This is a genomic window from Aeoliella sp. (genome assembly GCF_965227375.1).
In the GTDB taxonomy this organism is placed as follows: domain Bacteria; phylum Planctomycetota; class Planctomycetia; order Pirellulales; family Lacipirellulaceae; genus Aeoliella.
In genome coordinates this window covers 2568241-2589774 of the sequence record NZ_CBDDFX010000001.1, presented here as the reverse complement: position 1 = coordinate 2589774, position 21534 = coordinate 2568241, and the positions used below count along the sequence as shown (strand labels likewise).

The 21534-nt window shown below is 61.9% G+C and carries 17 protein-coding genes; 8 read left to right on the top strand and 9 right to left on the bottom strand.

The window, feature by feature from the left end; translation table 11 throughout:
- Window positions 1-41 precede the first annotated feature (41 nt).
- The 3 genes from ACQK2L_RS10600 to ACQK2L_RS10590 all read right to left on the bottom strand — a co-directional run bounded on the left by ACQK2L_RS10600 (window position 42) and on the right by ACQK2L_RS10590 (window position 6293).
- Window positions 42-1736 carry an amidohydrolase gene (locus ACQK2L_RS10600; protein WP_425396933.1) on the bottom strand — a complete coding sequence of 565 codons (1695 nt, stop codon included), beginning with the start codon at window positions 1734-1736 and terminating at the stop codon, window positions 42-44.
- Window positions 1737-2268: 532 nt separating this feature from the next.
- Window positions 2269-4431: a PhnD/SsuA/transferrin family substrate-binding protein gene (locus tag ACQK2L_RS10595; protein WP_425396932.1), complete on the bottom strand. Its 2163-nt coding sequence runs from the start codon at window positions 4429-4431 to the stop codon at window positions 2269-2271.
- Window positions 4432-4490: 59 nt separating this feature from the next.
- Window positions 4491-6293: a hypothetical protein gene (locus tag ACQK2L_RS10590; RefSeq protein ID WP_425396931.1), complete on the bottom strand. Its 1803-nt coding sequence runs from the start codon at window positions 6291-6293 to the stop codon at window positions 4491-4493.
- Between the two features lie 545 nt (window positions 6294-6838).
- Here ACQK2L_RS10590 and ACQK2L_RS10585 point away from each other — a divergent pair.
- From ACQK2L_RS10585 to ACQK2L_RS10570, 4 genes are all read left to right on the top strand, one after another.
- Complete coding sequence (locus tag ACQK2L_RS10585) at window positions 6839-8290, top strand: serine/threonine-protein kinase (RefSeq protein ID WP_425396930.1); 1452 nt, start codon at window positions 6839-6841, stop codon at window positions 8288-8290.
- A 109-nt stretch (window positions 8291-8399) separates the two neighbouring features.
- Entirely contained in the window at window positions 8400-10274 is a 1875-nt protein-coding gene (locus ACQK2L_RS10580) for a hypothetical protein (protein WP_425396929.1), read from the top strand.
- Window positions 10271-11830: an SWIM zinc finger family protein gene (locus ACQK2L_RS10575; RefSeq protein WP_425396928.1), complete on the top strand. Its 1560-nt coding sequence runs from the start codon at window positions 10271-10273 to the stop codon at window positions 11828-11830. Before ACQK2L_RS10580 ends, ACQK2L_RS10575 begins: the two co-directional genes overlap by 4 nt.
- A gap of 226 nt (window positions 11831-12056) precedes the next feature.
- A complete protein-coding gene (locus tag ACQK2L_RS10570) occupies window positions 12057-13346 on the top strand; it encodes a reverse transcriptase family protein (RefSeq protein ID WP_425396927.1) in 1290 nt (429 codons plus the stop codon).
- Between the two features lies 1 nt (window position 13347).
- Here ACQK2L_RS10570 and ACQK2L_RS10565 read toward each other — a convergent pair whose 3' ends face one another.
- The 3 genes from ACQK2L_RS10565 to ACQK2L_RS10555 form a co-directional block, all read right to left on the bottom strand.
- Window positions 13348-15402, bottom strand: coding sequence for a catalase (locus ACQK2L_RS10565; RefSeq protein WP_425396926.1), 2055 nt, complete (start codon window positions 15400-15402; stop codon window positions 13348-13350).
- A gap of 241 nt (window positions 15403-15643) precedes the next feature.
- On the bottom strand, window positions 15644-15964 hold the full coding sequence (locus ACQK2L_RS10560; RefSeq protein WP_425396925.1) for a hypothetical protein: 321 nt from the start codon (window positions 15962-15964) through the stop codon (window positions 15644-15646).
- A gap of 235 nt (window positions 15965-16199) precedes the next feature.
- On the bottom strand, window positions 16200-16352 hold the full coding sequence (locus ACQK2L_RS10555) for a hypothetical protein (RefSeq protein WP_425396924.1): 153 nt from the start codon (window positions 16350-16352) through the stop codon (window positions 16200-16202).
- Window positions 16353-16607: 255 nt separating this feature from the next.
- Here ACQK2L_RS10555 and ACQK2L_RS10550 point away from each other — a divergent pair, with 255 nt between their 5' ends.
- Entirely contained in the window at window positions 16608-16751 is a 144-nt protein-coding gene (locus ACQK2L_RS10550; protein WP_425396923.1) for a hypothetical protein, read from the top strand.
- A gap of 52 nt (window positions 16752-16803) precedes the next feature.
- Window positions 16804-17136, top strand: a complete 333-nt coding sequence (locus ACQK2L_RS10545) for a helix-turn-helix domain-containing protein (RefSeq protein WP_425396922.1) — start codon at window positions 16804-16806, stop codon at window positions 17134-17136.
- Window positions 17137-17391: 255 nt separating this feature from the next.
- Here the strand turns inward: ACQK2L_RS10545 and ACQK2L_RS10540 are convergent, their stop codons facing one another.
- Window positions 17392-18204, bottom strand: coding sequence for a formylmethanofuran dehydrogenase subunit C (locus ACQK2L_RS10540; RefSeq protein ID WP_425396921.1), 813 nt, complete (start codon window positions 18202-18204; stop codon window positions 17392-17394).
- 296 nt (window positions 18205-18500) lie between these two features.
- On the opposite strand from ACQK2L_RS10540, the gene ACQK2L_RS10535 reads away from it, so the two are divergent.
- Window positions 18501-18878 (top strand): hypothetical protein, encoded by a 378-nt coding sequence (locus ACQK2L_RS10535; protein ID WP_425396920.1) that lies wholly within the window; start codon window positions 18501-18503, stop codon window positions 18876-18878.
- A complete protein-coding gene (gene mobA, locus ACQK2L_RS10530) occupies window positions 18875-19477 on the top strand; it encodes a molybdenum cofactor guanylyltransferase (RefSeq protein ID WP_425396919.1) in 603 nt (200 codons plus the stop codon). Before ACQK2L_RS10535 ends, mobA begins: the two co-directional genes overlap by 4 nt.
- Window positions 19478-19505: 28 nt before the next feature.
- Here the strand turns inward: mobA and ACQK2L_RS10525 are convergent, their stop codons facing one another.
- Entirely contained in the window at window positions 19506-19853 is a 348-nt protein-coding gene (locus ACQK2L_RS10525) for a hypothetical protein (RefSeq protein WP_425396918.1), read from the bottom strand.
- A 569-nt stretch (window positions 19854-20422) separates the two neighbouring features.
- On the bottom strand, window positions 20423-21079 hold the full coding sequence (locus tag ACQK2L_RS10520) for a PEP-CTERM sorting domain-containing protein (protein ID WP_425396917.1): 657 nt from the start codon (window positions 21077-21079) through the stop codon (window positions 20423-20425).
- Window positions 21080-21534: the final 455 nt, after the last annotated feature.

Here is a 21534-nt window from a genome sequence, read left to right as displayed (position 1 = left end):
AAGGTGAAGAGAAGTGCTAGCTGTGCGACTGGCCCATCGACCTAGTCCGCAAGCGACGCGCTGCGATAGACCACTTCTCCCCCCACGGCGGTCAGCTCCACTTCGATGTCCTTGATCGTCTCGGGCGCCACGGTGCGAGGGTCGTCCGATAGCATGACGAAGTCGGCCAGCTTGCCCACGGTGAGCGAGCCCTTGATGTCCTCTTCGAACGAAGCGTACGCGCTGCCCATGGTCCAGGCATAGATGGCTTGTTCGACGGGGACACGTTGCTCGCGCCCGTACACTTTGCCCTCCTTGCTGGTGCGTGTCACCATGCTCTGGATGCGCAGCAGCGGCACCGCAGCGCTAACGGGCGAGTCGCTGTTGCCGGCCACAGGTATCTCCATTCGCATGGCCGTGCCATTGGCGTGCATCCACGGCCACCGCTGCGGGCCGTAGGCTTCCATCTTGTCGCCATGTTCCCACACGTAGGAATGCGGCGCCAGCACCACGCCCAGCCGTTTCACGCGGTCAAGTATCTCCTGGTTGCAGATGCTGGCGTGCTCGATGCGATGCCGGTGGTTGGCGCGCGGCTCGGCCTCGAGCGCCGCTTCGTAGGCGTTGAGTACCATGTCGATCTCACGGTCGCCGTTGGAGTGGATGCAAGCCTGCATGCCGGCGGAGTGAATCTCGAGCACGCGGCGATTGAGCGTTTCCTGCGACGCCGCGGGAGGAATTCCGTAGTAGCCGGGTCGACCATCGTACGGTTCGTACAGCCAGCACGTGCGGCCGGAGAGCGAGTTGCCGTGGTACGTCTTGATCGCTCCGATGCGGAGCCACTCATTCCCCCGGCCCGACTCGGCAACCATCTGCTCCAGTTCGTCCAAGTACTTGCGGCGGAGCATCACCGAAATCCGCACGCGCTGCTCCTGGGCTTGCAGCAAGGCGTACTTGCGCAGCGTGGTGGGGCTCGTGCCAGCGTGCTGGATGCTGGTGATGCCGCACTTCGAGTACTCGCGAAAACGGCGCTGTATTCCTTCGATCCACTCGCTCTTCGAAGGACTGGGAGTCGATGGACCTGCCCCCAGCACCTTGCTCTGAGCCGACTCGCGACACACCCCGTTGGGGCGTCCATCGTCGTCGCGATCGAATGCACCGCCGCGCGGATCGGGTGTTTGATCGGTGATGCCCGCCTGGTCGAGCGCCAGCGAGTTAACCGACGACAGATGGCCGCTGGAATGACTGACATACACCGGGTGCGAGGTGCTCACGCGGTCCAGGTCGTCGCGCGTAAGGTAGCGTCCCAGCTTGGTGTCCTCGTAGCGCGAGCCACGCACCCACTTCCCCGCCGGCGTGACGGCCGCTTTCTTCTGCATCCGCGCGACCAGCTCGTCGATCGATCCCACGTCGTTCGGCCCGCACGGCACCTTGCCCAGCGGCGACAGCTCATCGAACATCGGCGAGGGATGAATGTGAGCATCGTTAAAGCCCGGCACCAGCACCTTGCCGTGGGCGTGCAGCACTTTGGTCTTCGGTCCGATGAGCGGACGAACCGCCTCGCCCGAGCCGACCGCCACGAAGCGGCCATCGCGCACCGCCAAGGCTTCGGCCTCCGGCGTTTCGGCATCCATGGTCAGGACCACCGCGTCGAGCACCACCAAGTCGGCCGGAACATCCGACGCTGACGTGGCCACCGAGAATGAGAGAACAGCCAAGCAGGCCGCTACGAACCGGGCGGTCACCGAGTGATGAGGCATCGTGGAAACCATGATGTTTGTTGAGACTTTGAGTTGTACCCACCGCGCGCCGTGGATAGCTTAACTCAATAGCGCAACACGTACCAGCAGCGCGGACCGCGTGGCGGTTAGAGAGGCGATCATGATCAACGGACATCACAGGTCGCCCATCCTCCTGGCCATCGAGACCATGAAATATACGACTGGTAGCTCCGCTAGCGCTAGTAGAACACTTATGACGGCGATAACGCTGATTTGTCTACTCAGAGCAACGACCCCAAGAATTAATGCGGCAATAGCACCGCTGGCCATCGTGACGACCACCGCTGCGCGAACGGTGGGCGTCGGTGACGGCAAACCGGATAGTGCCGCAATGAGAGTAGCCATGACAACACACGGTACTACCATGGCAGCTGCAAGGCTCCACCAACGTAGTCTGTATCTGTCCGATGTCCGCTCTTTCTCGCCAGGCTGCTTTTCGGTAATTGCCCTGGGCGACTGGAACGGATTCTCGGCTCCGTCGCTGGCATTGTCGACGCTTGCCACTCCGACCTCACTCCAGCTCGAAACAAGCGATCGACGTTTCCCCGCGTACATAGAGTCGGTTGCCGACAATGGCGGGGTGGCTGTAGAGTTCCGCTTCGCGGGTTTCTTCGTCGTCGAACAAGAAAGTGCGGCTGGTGATCGTGGGCTCTTCGCCAGTGATGTCGACCAGCAAGAGTTCGCCGCCGTGGCCCAAGATCAGCAATCTCTGGTCGTCGGCAATGATCGGGGCGTAGTCGCCCAGCGCGGGGTCTTCCAGTCGGCACGACTCAGTGAGCTGGTTCGCCAGGTCCAAGCAGTACAGTTTCTGGCACACGCAGTACAAACGATTGCCAACCACGACCGGCGTGCTCATGTCGGGCGCTAGTTGCATTTGCACCGCGATCGGCTGCTCGATGATCTTCCCCTCGCCATCGAACGCGTAGAGCCGAGTTCCGTTGCCTTCCGTGGTTACGAGCAGCTTGCCATCGATCTCCATCGGTGTCGGCACGTTGAAGTCGCCGCTACGGGGCGGGGTGAGCGTCCACAGTCGCTCGCCAGAGTCGATGTCCCAACCGCCCAGCGTGGTGCGGTCGTGGCCGACGATCTGCCGCTTGCCGCCCAGCGTGGCGATGTTCAGCGACCCGTAGCCAGCCGTTTGACCAGGCGTTTGCCAGAGTGGCAAGCCGGTCATCAGGTCGAGCGCAACGATCGAAGCTGCTTCGGCGCCGGGATTCAGGATCAGTTTGCCATCGACCACCAGCGGCGACGAGCATGTGCCCCACACCAGTTCGCTCTTCGCGCCGAACTCCTCGCGAATGTTCTTCTGCCAGTAAACAATACCGGTCCCCAAGTCGGCACAGCTCAAATGGCCAAACGCGCCCAGCAGAATCACGCGCGTGCCCAGCAGTTCGTCGTCGCTCTGGACAATCAGCGGCGTTGCGCGGGGCGTGTTGTCGTAATCTAGCGAGCCTTCGGCCGGATAGTCGACCATCCACAGCATGTTGCCGGTGGCCGCGTCGTAGCAACGAAACTCATCGCCTGTGTTGGGCAGATTGCGGTCGCCGATCACCACGTACTGGTCGGTGGCGGCGATGCCACCCAGGCCGGCGTGCGCGAGAGGAACTTGCCAGACCTGCGGGAGCTTCTCGGGGAGACGGGTTGGCAGAGCTCGCACGCGGCCATCGCGGTGCGGGCCCCGCCAACCGGTCCACCCGAGGGTCGCCCCATCCGTGGGTGGTGTGTTGGCGGCGGCCGCCGGCGGCCCTTCGCCCGGCGGATCCCCATCGGGCGACGCGCCGAGCTTCTCGCCCGGCGGCGCCTCCTCCGTTTTCTTCTTGTACTTCTCTTTGTACTCGTCGGTCAGCGGCACGAAGCCCCGCAAGGTTTCCAGCGACAGCAGCAACTCCGAATCGTCCATCACGCCGATCAGCGATTCGCGAATCGCCGACTGGTCGGCGTCGGCCAGCTTGTCGTTGACGAACGCAGCCACGAATGGCACTGGCTTCGTCTCGCCCACCACGCGCAGGTCGCCCTTGTTGATGGTCCCGCAACCTTCCAGGAGCGGTGCGGCGTAACTCGAAATCACCGCGGCGGCGTTCTCGGTATCGCCCCACTCGATGATTTTGCACGCCCCATCGCTGCACGCGGCGCTGGTTTCGGCTTGTTCGGCAGCCACCACGTCGATGCCGGCTTCCTCGAGCATCGCCCGCGGGGCGGCGAACTTCTCATCGCACTCCGGCGGACCGTAAAGAATGCGGTAGCCGCTCAGGTCTTCGACCTTCTTGGCCGAGTCGGCGCTGCGAACAACGATCAAACCGGTCTGCGTGGTCGAGCCATCTTTGCCGGTAAGCTGGGCGACCGGCACCGCTTTGACTTTGAGCTTGGCCGAGTCGGCCCGCACCACCGAGTCCTTGCCGATGATGATGTGCACCTCGTCGAACTCGCCCTTCTCCTTCGCCCGCTGGACCGATTCGCCGAAGGCCACCTTCACTTCACGGCCCAGCTTCTCGGTAAGGTACTCGGCCAGCTTCTCGTAGTTACGTTGGGCGTAGCCTTCCACGCAAGGGCACGACAGCGGCAACGCCAGCGGGTCCATCACCACCATGTTGAGCGGCCCAGGCTCCTCGGCCGCCAGTGGCCCGGCGGCGCAAAGCGGCGCCAAGGCCAGGATCGCCAAGCAGGCAAAGCGCATTGGTAAACTCCCCTTGTTGGACTCGGGTTTCTAGCAGGTGGAATGTCAGGGCGATCGGCCTATTCGGCGGGCGCCTCGACAGCAATCGCTTTGGCCTGGATGGCGGGCCGCACCCGCAGGGCACGGACCGCTACAGCGCGCTTGACGGCCGTTTGGGAGACCTGGCCGGCGTCGGACTCTGCTTCTTCCGACTCGCCCTCGGCAGCTTCTTCGGCGGCCTGAGCTTTGGCGATCATCTCCTTCCGCTCTTCAGTCGGAATGCGATCCATCATCACAATGTGGTCGCGAGTGATGTCGAGCATGAACACGCGGTTGCCGTCCTTGCTCACGCCGATCGACACCTTCTTACAACCGGGCACCAGGTCGGCCGAGCCGACCACCTGCAGCAGTTCGCCTTCGGCGGTGTACTGCTTGATGCGGCCGGTGCCGCTCTCGGCGGTGTACACGGTGTGATCGGGACCGAAGGCCACGTTCATCGGGTTGCAGCAGCTACCGAAGCCACGAATGCCTTCGCGCGCCGAGTGGCCCCAATGGGTGACCTCTTCGCCTTCGTGGTCGAAGCACACCACGCGGTCGCGCGAGTTCTCGGCCACGTAGATGCCGCGATCGTTCACCTGCACGTCCATCTGGCCGCAGCAGCCGCGCAGATCGCCAATGATCTCTTCTCCCTCGGAGAAGTCGTCGCTGATCGACCACACGCTATAGCCATAGCCAACGGCCGCCGAGCAGGCGATGTACACGTGGTCGTCCACGGCGCTGATCGAAGCCACGGCCAGCTTGCGGGCGATTTGCGACTCGATCTGCCTTTGGATGTCCTCTTCGGAAGGTTCGGCTTCGCCGAGCTTCTCGATCCGCTCGTTCCACAGCTTCTTGGTGCGCTCGAGGCTGGTGACGCTCCGCTCGAGTTGCGAAATCTGCTTCTCGAACATCTCGCGTTGCCGCGCGGTAGCCGAGAGCTCTTCGCCTTCGGCAGCTTCGTCGGCTGCTTCTTCAGCGGGCAGTTCGTCGAGCCTGGTTTGCAGCTTCTCCAACTGGGTGCCGATCAGCTCGATCTGCTGGTCGTAGATCTTGGCCTGGTTCTTGTACATCTCGACGCGCGACGTGAGCTGGGCGACCACCGCCTCGCGCATCTTCTCGGCTTGTTCCTTGCTTACCGAAGCGTGCGGCGAGGGCGCGTCGGCCACCAGGCTGCCGGTGTCGTCCAGTTCGACCAACCGACCATCGCCAGCGACGAACACGTGACCGTCGTTAGCGCGAACGTTAATCGCTTCAACCTTCACGGGCGTCGACCACGATTCGACGTAGTCGCCTTCGGAATTGAAGACGCGAATCTCGCCATTGTCTTTGCTGGTGCCGCAGCCACCCAGAATGCGGCCATCGAGTGTCATGCAGAAGCAGTTGAGTTTGGTGTTCGACAGACCTTCCTGATTAGCCTTGAGGATCTTCACCTGGCGGTGGGTCGGAGTGCCGAGTTCCGCTTCGCTTTCGGCGGACGAAATTACGGGCTTGTCGGTCGAGGCGGCCACGGTGGTGGCCTTCAGTGGGCAGTTCTCGCCGGTGCAGGTGCCGTTCTCACAAGCTTCGCAGCGGGCCTGCGCGCCAGCGGTCTCGTCGCACTCGCCTTCGGCACATTTCTTCGCGGGGCAATTGGCGTCGGTGCAAGTGCCAGCCTCACAGGCGGGGCAGTTGGCACAGGGAGTCTTGGCCTCGCCCGTAGCCGCGTCTGTAGTAGCGGCATCCGCGGTGGAAACTGCCGTGTCGGCATCGGCCACCACTTGGTCGGCAGTGGTGGGCAAGGCGATCCAAACGGCCACGGCCAGCACGGCCAAGCCGGCAATGAACAATTGAGTGATACGCAACATAATCGTATGCCTCCCTGTGTTTAGGTGTCGATGCGACATGACTGGGATCGAGAATTGCAAAATTGGGCCCACCAGATACGCGACGGGTGGACCTCGTGAAAGCCTTCGAGGATTATCCCCGCTTCTTGGTGCCGACGCTATGCGAATCGCGGAATTCTACCAGAATATTCCGCCAACGGATGACTGCCAAGTTTGTTAGACGCCAGAGGCCGCCGATTAGTTCCACAGATATTGCGGGAATATAGGCAAGCTTCGCCGGTGGCCAACGCACATCACTGCATCTGCAGCGCTGGCACGCAAGGACGCTAGCCCGACCGCCGAACTCCAAGGTTGTTACCCACTGAATGGCTTCCGTTGTTTTGAAAAAGGGCCAAGCCTGCCCCAAATGGCCGGAATTCAAATGCCAGTGGCCCTGTTCTGCCATGAACAGGCCGTTTGGACTAGAATGAGCAGGTTGGCGATCACCATCACTCCATATAATGAGCCCCCGCTGCAGATCGCCACGACAGTTCAACCCGCCCTTCCGCTATTCCTTGCTGCCACCGTTGTCCGATCTCACTGGCACGCTGCTGAACGACTATCAGGTGCTCCGCCGGCTTGGGCGGGGGGCGATGGCCGATGTGTACCTGGCCGAGCAGCAGTCGCTCGCCCGACAGGTGGCGCTCAAAGTGCTATCGCGCGAACTGGCCTCGCAGCCGGCCTATGTGGAACGCTTTAAGCACGAAGCCCGCTCGGCCGCCGCGCTGGTGCATGCAAACATCGTGCAAGTGTACGAAGTCGGGCAGTCGAACGGCTCGCACTTCATCGCCCAGGAATACGTCGCCGGGCAAAACTTGGCCGAGTGGATGCGCCGCCATGGGCGTGTGGAGCCGGGACGCGTGCTCGACATCATTCGCCAGGTCACCGCCGCGCTCTCGAAAGCACACGAGCGGGCGATCGTCCATCGCGACGTAAAGCCCGAGAACATCATGCTCGCCCGCAGCGGCGAAGTGAAAGTGGCCGACTTCGGCCTGGCCCGCGCCACGACCGACGAGACCAACCGCACGCAAGCCGGCGTGACGATGGGCACGCCGCTGTACATGAGCCCCGAGCAGATTGAAGGCCGCGCGGTCGACAGCCGCAGCGACATCTACTCGCTGGGCGTGACCGCGTATCACATGCTGGCAGGCGAACCACCCTTCCGCGGCGAGACGCCGCTGGCCGTAGCGGTGCAGCACATCAATAAGGAGCCGCCGCCGCTCGCCGAGCTTGCGCCCGAGACCCCCAAGGCGTTGGTGCAACTAGTCGAGCGGATGATGGCTAAGAAGCCGGAAGACCGCTTCACGGATCCCATGGCGCTGATGCGCGAACTGCGGATGCTGGCCAAGCAAGCCGCCGCCGAGGGTTGGGCGGAAGGACCCGAGAATTGGTCGCTCAGCGACCTGTCCGCTTACGGCGGCAAGATCGAGGCCACCGACGAGTTGGAACAACTGATGCAAGGCACTCGCGCTCTGCAGGTGCCCAAGACCGATCGTCGACGGCTCGTGGCACTACTGGCCATCGCTGCGTTGGTGGGCGCGCTACTCGCCGGCGCGGCGCGCCGGCCGTACGTGCTGGCCGAGAACGAGCCGACCGTGGTCCGCTGCGAGACGGCTCAGAAGCAGCTCTTCCACGCCAAGATCGTCGACACGCCGGCCGCCTGGGAGGCGGTGTGGAAGTATCACCCCACGCCCGATGCCTTCGAAATCAACCAGGCCAAGCAAGGTCTGGCGCGATACTACATGCGGGCCGAAGACTACGAAAAAGCGCTCGACCCCCTGTTAGAACTGGCCAACGTGCCCCAAGCCCAGCGCGTGACGCGCAACTTCGCGAACGTGGCACTCACCGTGGCCTACGCCGAACTAGGCGACAACGACAAAGCCCGCCAGCACAAAGGCCAAGTCTCCGCCTCGGCCCTCGAAAACATGCGCACCGACGACCCGGAGCTGTTGGCTCGGTACGAGACGCTGAAGTTGTAGTGCCGCCCACTTAGCACTTTTCTACCACACGGCGGATGCTGGCTTCTCGCCAGGAGTTAGCGTATCATCCGGTCATCCTTGAGTGCGCCGCAACATAGGTTGACTTCGGATGGCCAACTCTTCTCGCCTGCAACAGACGATCGACCAACTGCTGGAAGCGCAGCGGGACGATCAGCGGTTGCGCGATCATCTGGAAGGTCTGACGCGCGATGAGGAGTTCCCGGGGCTCACGTGGTTCTGGGGACCGCTGCTCTACGAGCGGAACAAGGTGATGTTCCGCGGCCTCGTGCTCAACTCGTTCTCCGATTGGGCATTCACTGGCAAGAAGTGGCATCGCGTGAAGTGGAGCGACCACGCGAAACAACTCGAGTCGTGGCTCGACGCGGCGCGACGCTCGCGCGATACGCCCATCGTGCGCCGGTTGCTGCGGTGGAAATACGCCGACAACAAATGGGGCTTGGACGAGAAAGCATGGAACGCCGCGCTGGTGGACGACTACCAGAAGGCACGCGGACCCGCCGCCCGGGCGATCGTGCTGGACGAATACGACGACTGGTTTCAACTCGACCAGCCCACCGCGGTGGCCCTGTATCAAACGGACCGCGCTTGCGGGCCGTTCGTGTTGAAGCATCTGCCACACTCGTTCTGGGGTGGCGAGAAGCGCGAGCTGTGGCAAGAACTGTACGACGCGGCGAAAGCCGAAGGCGACCAGGAGCTGTGCGATCAGATCTATCGCAAGCAGGCGTCGCTCAAACAGTGGCGCGCCGATGCAATAGCGGCCGCCAAGACTATCAAAGACCCCGACGAGTTCACCGCCGAGTTGCAGCGGATTCATCCCGAGGGGTACGGACTGAAGCGGAGCGACACGGCACTACTATTGCTCGAAGAGCGCGGGCGCGAAGCGATTCCTTACGTCCGCGCGAATCTGCGCGACCTGCTTGGCGGCTGGTGGGGCGGCGACGCCAAGCCGTACGTGAAGCTGGCCGCGAGTCGCGGCTGGTGGGATTTGTGGGCGGCGGCCATTCGCACCAATCGCGACGCCAAGATGATGAACAAAGCCATCGGCAACTTGCTCGACGATCAGCAAATTAGCGATAGCGACCGCACCAGTCGTCTGGGCGCTTTGGCCGGCGTATCTCGCGAATGGAACTGGGGCGGGTTTGGCTTCGCCCAGATTCACGCCCTGGAAGACGGCGTCGCGGTGCGCCTGTACGATCGCTACCCGGAGCTGATCCATGGTCCGTTCAAGCCGAACGTCACGCCCACCTGGTGGCAGGGCTATCCGGAACTGCTGGCCGCGGCCAAACGGCAGGACGACGACGAGCTGGTCGACCTGATGGCCAGCCGCTACGCGACGCAAGTTCGCTACGAGCACGCGTACTATGCAGGGAGTGGACGCAACAAGATTTGCGACACGGCCGACGCGTTGGGTGGGTACTATCAGGAGATCCGCGACCGCGACCCACAGGAGTTCGCCCGCCGCGCGGCCAACGTGCTCACGCGCATTCCGGCATTCGCCATTCACTCTTATCCGCAACTGCTCAAGACGAACCAACTCGCGCGGTTGCTGTTTGTTCGCTCGTTCGACGCCTACTTGGAAGTTCCTACGGCGGTCCGCGACCTGGTGGAAGGCTCCGAGATTCGCGTGCAGATGCTCGCGTACCGCGTGCTGGCGCAAGACGATCCGCGGGCGAGGGAGCTGGCCGCCGATTCGCTCGACATTCTGCTCGGCACCCTGCTGCGGCCGTTGCATCGCAAGACGCGCATGGCTGCGTTCGGCGCGCTGGCCAACGCGGCGCGGCACGATATCGACTCGGCTCGCCGGGTGCTGGACAAAGCCAAATTGTCGCTGCGCCTGCCCGACCAGCGTTACCCCAAGGAACAGTTGGTCGGCCTGATCGGAACCCTGCTGCACGAGCGACCGGAGCTGCGTGGCCCGCGCGAGCAACCTGTTGTGTACGGGCTCGAGGAGGTGGCAGGATGATCGTGCTGGTAGACTACGCCTCGCCTTCGGTGCTCGACGCCCGCCGCGACGAGTGCCAACTTGGCCTCTCGGCGAACGCCCGCCGCCCGGTGCACTTCCGTGGCACGGTGTCCAACCACGCGTTTAACTTCCGCATCGCGCTCCGCGCACTGGGCGAGTTGATCTGGTCGGACGACACCTGGTACGCCGAAGGCGACATCCTCGATCCGGTGGTGACCGTTCATCCCGATCGCATCTTCTTCGAAGCGTTCAGCCAGGACCAATCGGCCTATGGATGCCTGGAGGTCGATCCCGAGGTGTTCCAAGCCGAAGGCGAAACGATCACCGGCACGACGAATGTCGACTTCACCGCCTGGCTGTGGGGCGCGCTGGGCGAGATGCGAACCAGCCGCACTACCACCTTCAGTGTCGGCGCCGAAGGCATCGAGCTGTCGACCACAGGAGCGGGTGGGCGATTCGAAAAGAAGGTCGACTTGCCCGACAACTGGGTGCGTGGCTTCCTGCAAGTGCAAGCCGCAATGGCGATGACCGGCACACGGCTCACGGTGAGCCCGATCGACCTGTTGAGCGCCATTCGTTTTATGCGTTACACCAAGGCCAAGGTCTCACCGCGGGCGTTGCGGTACGAGTTCCCACCCGGCGAAGACGCTCGCGTGATGCTCGAACCGTGGGAGCACGTCGTGCCGCTCGAAGGCGCCGAGCACAACTACAGCGCGCCGAAGAACATTCGCGTGTGGGGACGTCGGCGGCTGCGGCTGATCGAAGGATTGCTGCCGTTCGCCGAATCGGTCGACGTCTACCTTAAAGGGCGCTCGCTGCCGAGCTTCTACGCGGTGAAGCTGCCCGGCATGACTTTTATGCTGGGCATCACCGGCTGGTCGGGCTCCGGATTCACCGGCACTGGCGGATTCGACTTGATGGCCGAGGCGGCCGAAGCCGATGACGTGCTGGTGGCTACCGCGCTCGAACTGCTGCGAAGCGAGTACCATTTATCGATCGATCAACTTGCCGAAAAGCTCAGCGTCGACAAGCCGACCGCCTCGCGGGTGTTGGTGCGGCTGTGCCGGCAGGGGCGCGCGATGTTCGACGTACAGCGCCGCGACTATCGCAGCCGCGAACTGTTCGAAACGCCGGCCGACGAGGCGAAGTTCTTCCCGCCCGACTTGCGACGCGAGCGGGCGGCCGAGATGCTCGCCGCCGGCCAGGTGAGCATCCGCTCCTGCCAGGTGGAGGAGAATCGCAAGCAGCGCCGGTTGAAGACGCCCGATGGCCCCGTGTTCCGCGAAGTGGTGTACCGCGACTGGCGCGTCGTGGGCCAAGCGGGTGATGCCGATCCCGTAGAAATCGTGATCAACGACTCCGGTCGCATCATCTTCGGGCGTTGCACCTGCGAGCATTTCGAACAACACTTGATGAACGAAGGCCCCTGCGAACACATGCTGGCCGTGTTCCAGGCCACGGCCGACCAACGAGTCGACACCGCCAGCAGCGACCCGGCCAACCCCACCGAGGCGGTCGCCAAGAAACCGTCGCCGTGGGAAGTGGGCGGTTACTAACGAGCACACAACCAACAACAGAATCGAGACAAACGATACCCGCGCCCGGCGCGCGCAACCAGCCAACGATGCCGCGGTGTTTCGCCGCGGTGGCTTGCTACAGGTATTACGCCGCCACAGTTCCCAGCGTGCGCAACGCCGGGAGCCACGGGTCCAAGGCCTCGCAAGTGGTTAACCGCCGGGCGTGGGTATCGTCTGCCTCGAATCGAACCTCAGCGGACTTCTCATGGGACTCTTCAACTGGCTGCGATCGCTATTCGGTGGCTCCAAATCGCCAGCGGAGGTGAAGCGCAACGTCGGCAGCCTGGCGACCGGCGACGACGCCGAGGTGGTGGAAGAGACCATCGACACCTCCGGCGGCCCGCTCAAGCCGGATCATCATCGCCGCACGGTGCGCGACAAGCGATTGCTGCCCAAAGCGAAGCCGAAGATCGATCCCTACGTCTGGCCGCGGCCCAAGAAGCCAAAGATCATGCCGGCCGAAGAGGCCAATCGGCTGTTCTCCGACACCATGCGGACCAATAATCGAGACATTCGCGATCTGGCGGTCGATGCCGAGCAACTCGAGCGATATCAACTGCCCGTTTGGAGCAACGAAGCCGAACTGGCGGCGGCGCTGGGGCTCAGCGAGTCGCAACTGCGTCACTACAGCATCCACCGCCAAAGGGAAACGACACCGCACTACGTGACCTTCGCCGTGCGCAAACGGAGCGGCGGCCATCGACTGATTCATGCCCCTAAGCAACGGCTAAAAGCCATTCAGCGCAAGCTCAACGATCTGCTGGTGTCGCGTCTGCCGGTAAGTGAGTGGGCGCACGGTTTTCGCCCTGGGCGGAGCGTGGCCACCAACGCGGTGCCGCATGTCGACAAGCAGATGGTCGTTAAGCTCGACCTGGCCGATTGTTTTCCTTCGATTCACTTTGGTCGGATTCGCGGGTTGTTGATCTCCTTGGGTTACTCGTACCCGGTCGCCACGACGCTCAGCGTGCTGATGACCGAGTCGACGCGACAGCCGGTCGCCGTGGGCGACGCGACGTACCACGTGCCGATCGGTCCGCGCGTGGCGGTGCAAGGTGCGCCAACCAGTCCGGGCATTTGCAACGCGGTGTTGATGCGGCTCGACCGCCGATTGGCAGGGCTGGCGCGGAAGTTTGGTTACGAGTACACCCGCCACGCCGACGACCTGACGTTCTCGGGCGACGACTCCGCGGCGGCCAAGCGGCTGGTGCACCACGCTCGTCAGATCGTCGAGGACGAGGGTTTCAAGCTGAACGCCGCCAAGACTCGGCTCTTGCGCCGCGGCTGCCGCCAGCGAGTGGCCGGCGTGGTGGTGAACGACCAGCTCGGACTATCGCGGACCGAGCGACGCCAGCTCCGCGCCGCCATCCACCAGCTCGATCCCAGCGATCACAAGACCGTGCAACGCCTGGCTGGTAAGCTCGCCTACCTCGCCATGCTCAACGAGGAGCAGGCCGCTCCGCTTCGCGAAGCGCTGGCGGCGAAGCTGGTTGCATGATTCAAGGCTCGCGGCCCCACACGCGGTGCTTCTTCGCCTGGGTGACAAATTCGTCGAATTTAGCTTCAGTCACATCGACGACTCCCTCGTCGGCACCTTGCTCGATACCTGCTTTGCTAAACAGCTCCTTCGTGTTGCCATTGTAACCGATTACCTTCAGGTGAGCGTAAGCGTCACGAAGCCAGTTTACCGCATCCGGCATCGAATCGAGCGATTTGTCGGCCGGCGCGATGACTACCGCGTCGAACAACACCGACGGTGCACCGGAGAGGAAGTGATCGGGCTCCACTTCCTTGCCACCGCTGGTTTCCAGCGGACCAATCTTGGGTGCGATCACCTGCACTTGAGCCGACTCCTGTTTGGCAGCTTTGACCAGGGCGTTATATAGTTTCGACTCGACGCCGCTCGTGGTCAGCAGGCCGATCTTCTTACCAGCAATCGAGTCAGGCGCCTCGGCGTACTGCGACAGCGCCGGGCTTGGCTTCATGTTCATGGGTTCCACCGCTGGCTTGATCTTGTCGGCTTGGCCTTTCATGCCGAGCGCTTCGGCAACTTCGGCGCACAAGTCCTTATCGATGTTGCGCAAGTGTCCCAGCATCCGCGTACGGACTTTAATCTCCTTGCACTTGCCCAACTCGAATACCAACCCGCCGACGATATGCTTCTGCTCGGGCGTAGTCATCGAGTGGTAGAACAACCGCGCCTGCGTGTAATGATCGGCGAAACTTTCGGGTCGTATGCGTTGCTTCGAGCCCCCCTCTTCGGCTGGGAAGCTGGCAAAGCCTGCCTTCGGGTTTTCGCGAGGTGAACCATCGTCGAGCGTATTTGGCTCATTCGCCACGCGGCCCGTTGGAACCTCCATCTGCATGTGACCATCGCGTTGAAAGTTTTGCACTCCGCTTTTCGCCGCGTTGATGGGAATCTGATGGAAATTGGGTGAACCAAGTCGAGAAAGCTGCGTGTCGAGGTAGCTAAACAAGCGTCCCTGCAGCAATGGATCGTTCGAGAAGTCGATACCTGGCACGACGTGGGAGGGGCAGAATGCTACCTGCTCCGTCTCGGCGAAGAAGTTTTCCACATTGCGGTCGAGTACCATACGACCAAGCGGCGTCAGCGGTACTTCCTCCTCGGGGATGAGCTTCGTTGGGTCGAGTACATCGTATTCGAACTCGGCCGCCTCGGCTTCGGTGAAGGCCTGCACGCTCAACTCCCACTCGGGATAGTCGCCCGACTCGATGGCGTTCCACAGGTCGCGACGATGGTAGTCGGGATCGGCACCAGCGATTTTCACCGCCTCGTCCCACACCAGCGAGTAGGTGCCCAACTTTGGCCGCCAATGAAACTTGACCAGCGTGGCGTCGCCCTGCTTGTTGATCATCCGAAATGTATGAATGCCGAAGCCTTCCATCATCCGGAACGATCGCGGAATCGCCCGATCGCTCATCACCCACATCAGCATGTGCATGCTTTCGGGCGTGAGGCCGACAAAGTCCCAGAAGGTGTCGTGTGCCGATTGAGCTTGTGGAAAGTCGCGATCGGGCGCCGGTTTCACGCTGTGAATCAGATCGGGGAACTTAATGGCGTCCTGGATGAAGAACACCGGAATGTTATTGCCCACCAGGTCGTAGTTGCCCTCGCTGGTGTAGAACTTTACCGCGAACCCGCGCACGTCGCGTGCTGTATCAGGCGAACCGGCACTGCCAGCCACGGTGGAGAATCGTACGAAAACTGGTGTTCGCTGCTGGGGGTCCTGCAGAAACGCCGCCTTGGTGAGCTTCGCATGCGACTTGTACGGTTCGAAGTAGCCATGCGCTCCGTAGCCGCGGGCGTGAACAACGCGTTCCGGAATGCGCTCGTGATCGAAATGCGTGATTTTTTCCCGCATCAGGTGATCTTCGAGCAGTTGCGGACCGCGCGCGCCGGTTGTCAGCGTGTTCTGATCATCCGAGATCGCAACGCCCTGGTTGGTCGTAAGTGACGCTTGAGGATCGCTGGTTGTTTGATGCAGTTCGCCACCGTTGCCACGGTTGCTACCCTGATGATTCTTCTTTGCCATTGATAAATGCTCCTTGCTTTGTTGCGGTGGCCGCGCCGCCCCCTAGATGTGGTTGCGTGCAATTGAGGCCCACGAGAACGCAAACCGGATGCCAATCGATGCGGGGATTCCCACAAGCCGGTCCACACAAGCAGGATTCTGCAGCAGTCAAGCGATTAAGAGTGCCAACTGAGATAGCCGACTGCAAGCTGCGCGGTCAATGTGATTGAGTAAGCACCACGCCGAGTTCACAACGCTCCCGCTACCCCGATTGGGCCGCCGTTTCCAGCAGCTTCTCCGTCTCGCGGAAGCGTTCGCCGTAGAGCCATCGCTCCCACCACCGCGCGGAGCGGAGATTAGGGTCGCCGAGCGGCACCGTGTGTTCTTTGCCGGTGCGCGTGATCAGCAGCACCTGGTCGTCTTCCAGGCAGTCCTTCACCACCCAGTACTTGTCGACCGTGTAAGCGTAGGTCTCGCCGGAGGGAGCGGCAGCCACGTCCTTCGCCCGTGGGCCGGGCGAGGTACTGTGCTTCTGCTTTCGATAGACGACCCAATCGCCTGATGCCAGTCCCTTCGTCAACATCCTACCTTACCGCAGGTGGCGGTTCCCACACGATCCCTGTTTAAGTACGTTGCGCTCGCTATCTGCTAGCCTAACCCGATTGCGGTTGCAGAACAATCCGTTGTTCGGATTTGTTTCGAGCCAAATGACTCTTCGAGCGCGATGCGCCAGAGCCACTTCGATGCGTTGAGATGACGAAAGTCGAACGGACGGACGAACGCAAAGGAACCGCGCCAACGGTTCGGCGCACTGTTAGTTAGTGAAAGTGCGCGCGATGCGGTTCATTCGCCGAGTCGAAACGAATCTCACGAGCGCGGTCGAGCGAATCGCGGACCATCATTCCGCCAATGAAGACCCAGGCGGATACAAAGCAGGTGCCGAGAATGGGCATCACAACATCGAAGGGCATGGCAGCGGTCCGGGCGGGTGCGAGCGGGGGCGTGCACTCCTCCGTGGTGCGCGGGGCGCCGGCAATCCATGCCTGCTAAGGGGTGTTATCGAACCAGGTCGCGGCGCGCCTTGAATGCCGCCGGTGGGCTAACGAGTGTGCCGATTAAAGGGCCCAACCGGAGGGCCTTCCCCCTCGGTTCGGGGGACACAAAAAGTACATAAATTTTTCCGGCCAGGCGTAGTTTTTGGACACCATTCGTGCTACCTTTGTGTCATGAATACTGAACACCCGAACACTAGTCGCCAGGGCGAATTGGAAGACGAAATCTGGGAGGTTTTCCTCCCCGATGGCGAGGACGAACCCCTACCGGAGGAAGGGGATTTCTGGTTCCAGATTTTGGACGAACCAGAGGATTAGTGCGCGGCACCGGTTCTGCCCATTCGCCCAACTCCAACCCCACACGAAGGCCATGCTTAGCCAGACGAAAGTCAATCGGATCGTTGAATTGCTCGAGCAGAAGGAGCTCACTCGGCGGCAGATCGCCAAGCGAGTCGGCGTGAGCCACACCAGCGTGTACGCCATCGCCAGCGGACGCCGCGGGGCGCACGGCCACGATCCCAACCAGCGCCCGCCAGTCCGTACCGCGTCGCGGTGCCCGACGTGCGGCGTGCGCGTGTACTTACCCTGCGTGGCCTGCCGCGCCCGGCGGTTCCACATCCGCACCCGCCGGCGTGGCAGACCGGCCGCGCACCTGGAAGCCGCCACATGCTTCGCGGCGCCACGGAGCGACCGCGTCGCATAGCCACCACATCGTAGTATGGCCGCCCCGGCCATACACCAGAATTCCTTACGGGCGAGCCGTAGCACAGCCACCAAGTTCACCAATCGGAACAATCGTGCGCCGCGAGGCAAGTATTCGGTGAAAACTAGGTACCTACTTACGACCCGCGTCGGAATTGGGGGTAATGATTCATCGGCTTACCACTTGGCCACGATGTGTTATCGCCGGCTGGCCAGCACCGCTCGCCAGCCGGCGACAACCATATTCTTGTGGGTCTTAACCCCGCGCGACCAGCACTTCGCCACGGCCGCCTTCCAGGAGATCGCCGTTGTAGATGGCGACGTCGGTGGTAACGTTCTGCGCCGCGGCGATGCCCTGCCCCGTGAGGTCTCGAAGCATCAGCCCCAGCGCCTGTGGGGCGTAGTCGCAGGCGTAGCGGAACGTGGGGAGCAGCTCCGGCGCGCCGCCCAACAGGGCGATCGTGCCGCGCCGCATCGACGCGCCGGGGCGTGGGCCGCAGTTGCCAAACACCATCAGCGTGCCCGCCCGCATCTGGTGACCAGCCCACTCGCCGCAGTCGCCCAGCACGGTGATCCAACCGCGCCGCATTCGCTCGGCCGCGTGCGTTCCAACGTTGCCGCGAACCAATATCCGCCCGCCGCGCACGCCAACCTTCGCAGCAACCAGCGCGCCGCCTGTGTGGTCTCCCGCGTCGCCATCAACGTCGATCGTGCCGCCGCGCATCGCCGCGCCGAGCCAATCGCTGGCGGTACCTTCCACGACGAGCATACCGCCGCGCATCTCCTGGCCTGCGTGGCGGCCGGCGTCACCGGCCAGGTGGACCTCGCCGCGCCGCATGCCGCTGGCGATGTGGTGCACGCTGGAAAAGTCGCCTTCGAGCCGCCACTGAAGGTCCGTGGCGGTGCCGGCCACTTCAAACAACTCGGCCAGTGGAAGTTGGCGGTTGCCTTGCCAGATGGGCAACTGCTCCAACTCCTTAAGCGACTTCTCGGCCAGCGCATCAGGCGTCGCCCCGGCGAGCGAGACCGGCAGTGCATCGAGCGAGCGTGGGCGAAGTACGAGTGGCAAGTGGCTAGCGGCAAGTGACCTTTCAACAACAGCCGACGAGCTACGCCCCGCCGGTTCAATCGTTTACTATAGACGGAAACGTGAACCGCCAAAAGCGAACGAGCAGGTTCTGGATAGCCACAAAGAGGACAAGAAGGCACGAAGACGATTAGCAATGCCAAAACTCAAGTCGTGCCCTGACCCGAGGCTCGCATGTGCCCCACTTTTCGTGAGTTTTCTTCCTTTTCGCGGCTATTGTACCACCGTCCTTCAAAATGCTCCGGAATTGAATTCCCTCGCCTGCCTTTCCTGACAACATGTCCGCCGATCGTGAGTCCCCAAACCCGTTTGAATCGCCCCGCACCGTGGCGACCGGCGATGCGAAAGAGCCGCCGCTCGAATTGGGCCCTCGGCTGCGCGATTTGAAGTACCAGATCATTGGCTTTGCAGTGCTGGCCGTCACGGGCGCTATTGGGATTGCTGTGGCGGCTGGACTATTCGTGTTTGCCAACAACCTGAGCATCAGCCCGCGATGGGACTGGATCGATTCGGTGTTGCGATTCGTCGGCGTCGTGCTCGTGGCGATCGGCATTCCACTGTTCGGACTCTGCGCTCCGTGGACACTGAAGTGCGCGGTGCAGTTCGCCTTTTTATGGTACAGCGGCCGTGGTCCGTCGCGCGAGGGCAAATCATGAACCTGTGGGCAGTCATCCTTTGTGGCGGCGGCAGCCGGCGGATGGGCAGCGACAAGGCGACACTCGACTTTCGCGGCGAGCCGATGCTCTCCTACGTGGTGCGGCGACTAAGCGCGGCGATCTCGCTCGAGCAAATGGTGTGCGTCGCCGCGCAAGGGCAAACGCTTCCCAAGCTGCCCGCCGAGGTAAGCGTGGTCCGCGACCGCAACCGCGATTGCGGCCCGCTAGAAGGACTCGCAACCGGATTGACCGCAGCCCAAGACGCCCACGGGGTGTTCGTCACTACCTGCGACGCACCGCTCGTGTCGCCGGAGTTCGTGACGCTGCTGGCTAGCATGCTCAAGGACCACGAAGCGGTAGTGCCGCAGATCGACGAGCAGCTGTACCCGCTAACAGCCGTCTACCGTCCAAGCGCTGCGAAGCTGGCCGACGAGCGACTCCGGCGCGGCGAGCGGCGGGTGATCGACTGGGTGGCGGAACTCAATACGCGGTACATGTCGCGCGGGGAGCTTGCCAAGGTCGACCCCGAGCTGTGGAGCTTGCGGAGTTGTAACACGCCGGAGGAGTACACGGCGCTCGTGGAGTTGGATTCTCGGTAGGACTCGTGTAGCTGGCACACCGTGCCAACTACCAATCAGACAAATCAGGGTTAGTGGGAATCGTGACGCCTCTACTGGCGAAGAAAGGCACCAACCGTTCATAGAACTCACGTGTTCGATTTGGCTCAAACGCCTGGAAGAGATTGCATTCTCCGAGCATGAGCACCTCTTCCAACAATTCCCCAGTCTCGGTTGAAGTGAGATTATCTGGAGTTACCTTGTTGCACGCCTCTTCCCACGCGTCCAGTCGCCTGATGTCCCGGTAATAAGGAATGCCTCTTACTACGTGCAGCAAGCACGCTTCCTCTGGTGTCAGGAACGGACGTTGCTCAGCAATAGCGTCCGCGAGGGCGACAACGATTTCACACAACGGCATGGTTTTTCGGCAGGGTGATGGGTGAACCTGACGGCGGCAGAATAATCTTCACTTATTGGTTGACCAGGTGTCGTGCGGTACCGCTCAAGGTCATGGTATCGATGCTCCAGAGCGGCCAGAAGTACCAACTGACCTAGAGAGACAGCTTCGGCACAAGTGAAGTTCCGTCACCCCAGGAGTCCCTTGGATTATCGTATCGACCTCACAACAACTCCCGGACGACCCCGACTACCACACCGCGAGCGTTGTACCGACTCGCGATAGGATAAATGGGGGCGTCCTTCGAAACAACCTCATGACGGGCCCCACCTGGCGGCACCTCGAATAGATGGTTGAGCGTTCGTGAGAACAGCTCCCAGAAACAGGTCGCAACGGAAAATCCACAAAACAACAAACAGACCAGTTGACACGTAGCCGTTGATAGATGGGTCAAGCGAGCCTCCGCTCGCGCGGACCGATCGTGGTGCTACCGCCAACAGAACATCCCCCGTCCTGGAGAAGCCAAAAAGCAAGCCCGCAGGCCATTTGCCGGCCTGCGGGCTTTGTGAATCAACGTTTTCAGCACGCGCTTATTTGCGGCACTTGCGATAGACGCCGCAGCCGATCAAGGCGCCCAGAGCGAGAATCATGGTGCTCGGCTCTGGCACTTCAGGGCCGGTGTCTTTGCCGATGATATCGGTGTCGTCACGCCACGCGGCAGTGAAGCCGGGGCGGAAGTTGGCAAACTCGATGAACTCTTCCAGATACTCGTCGCCTGCGTTGTCGACGTCGGGCCAGAGCGTGAATTCGCCACTAGAAAGCAGGTCGGGCGGGCTGACATTCACCTGAACCGCTCCGGCGCGTCCTGCATAACTGTTCGGAGTGTCGGGCAAGGATCCGTCATCGAACAGCACGTTCGATCCGCTCAGATCGAACAAGACACTATTGATACTTTCGTTCGATAGGTTGTCGAGTGTCCAATCCGCCAAGAAAGTATCGCCGGTCACAGAGAACCGGAACCAACCCGCGTCGAGCGCCAAACCCTGCTGGGGAGCACCTGCGCCGATGATCATATCCCGCGCGCCGGTTGTGTCGAAGTTCACGGTGATTTTAGCGCCGGCCAGTTCGTCCCCGTACGACTGAGCCCCCACGATCACCGCTTGAGAATCTTGAGCCACAGCAAAGAGTAGCGAAGTGATTGCCACGACGATGGCAGAAGCAAACGTGCGATGTGTAGTCACTAACATTGGGTCTCTCCTTCAAAGGATGCAAGTCGGACGCTCCCTCGAACATCGAGGAAGCAATCAAAACAACACGCCAGAGAAGCACCGAAAGAAAGCAAGCTGGTGACGGCCCTGGCCCGATAACCTCCTGCGACTATTTCGCAGAATGAGCTCTCGTGTTGCCGTTCACTAGCGACACCGTTGGTGCAAGGAGATTGGCTACCCTACCATTGAAACGCCTGCGTTCCCCAACACAGGCTCAAGCGACCGGCCGCATTGTAACAACTAAGTTAGAGATCGGGAGTAGTATATCTGCAATTCTCCACATTTTTGTTTTGAATGGCGCTCATCATTTTGGCGCGCCTCTTAGCTTCGCGACGATATTTGCAACAACCTCGGTCGACTCTGCGCAACGGGGCGGTCGACCGCAGCGTTGGCGCTGCAACAGTTTGGTTGCTGCCGATGCTTGCATGTTCGGC

What these genes read in the sequence shown, in the direction of transcription:
- ACQK2L_RS10580 (WP_425396929.1), top strand. Translation starts at nt 8,400, where the DNA reads ATGGCCAACTCTTCTCGCCTGCAACAGACGATCGACCAACTGCTGGAA.
- ACQK2L_RS10550 (WP_425396923.1), top strand. Translation starts at nt 16,608, where the DNA reads ATGAATACTGAACACCCGAACACTAGTCGCCAGGGCGAATTGGAAGAC.
- ACQK2L_RS10520 (WP_425396917.1), bottom strand. Translation starts at nt 21,079, where the DNA reads ATGTTAGTGACTACACATCGCACGTTTGCTTCTGCCATCGTCGTGGCA.
- ACQK2L_RS10590 (WP_425396931.1), bottom strand. Translation starts at nt 6,293, where the DNA reads ATGTTGCGTATCACTCAATTGTTCATTGCCGGCTTGGCCGTGCTGGCC.
- mobA (WP_425396919.1), top strand. Translation starts at nt 18,875, where the DNA reads ATGAACCTGTGGGCAGTCATCCTTTGTGGCGGCGGCAGCCGGCGGATG.
- ACQK2L_RS10565 (WP_425396926.1), bottom strand. Translation starts at nt 15,402, where the DNA reads ATGGCAAAGAAGAATCATCAGGGTAGCAACCGTGGCAACGGTGGCGAA.
- ACQK2L_RS10545 (WP_425396922.1), top strand. Translation starts at nt 16,804, where the DNA reads ATGCTTAGCCAGACGAAAGTCAATCGGATCGTTGAATTGCTCGAGCAG.
- ACQK2L_RS10555 (WP_425396924.1), bottom strand. Translation starts at nt 16,352, where the DNA reads ATGCCCTTCGATGTTGTGATGCCCATTCTCGGCACCTGCTTTGTATCC.
- ACQK2L_RS10600 (WP_425396933.1), bottom strand. Translation starts at nt 1,736, where the DNA reads ATGCCTCATCACTCGGTGACCGCCCGGTTCGTAGCGGCCTGCTTGGCT.
- ACQK2L_RS10570 (WP_425396927.1), top strand. Translation starts at nt 12,057, where the DNA reads ATGGGACTCTTCAACTGGCTGCGATCGCTATTCGGTGGCTCCAAATCG.
- ACQK2L_RS10560 (WP_425396925.1), bottom strand. Translation starts at nt 15,964, where the DNA reads ATGTTGACGAAGGGACTGGCATCAGGCGATTGGGTCGTCTATCGAAAG.
- ACQK2L_RS10575 (WP_425396928.1), top strand. Translation starts at nt 10,271, where the DNA reads ATGATCGTGCTGGTAGACTACGCCTCGCCTTCGGTGCTCGACGCCCGC.
- ACQK2L_RS10595 (WP_425396932.1), bottom strand. Translation starts at nt 4,431, where the DNA reads ATGCGCTTTGCCTGCTTGGCGATCCTGGCCTTGGCGCCGCTTTGCGCC.
- ACQK2L_RS10535 (WP_425396920.1), top strand. Translation starts at nt 18,501, where the DNA reads ATGTCCGCCGATCGTGAGTCCCCAAACCCGTTTGAATCGCCCCGCACC.
- ACQK2L_RS10525 (WP_425396918.1), bottom strand. Translation starts at nt 19,853, where the DNA reads ATGCCGTTGTGTGAAATCGTTGTCGCCCTCGCGGACGCTATTGCTGAG.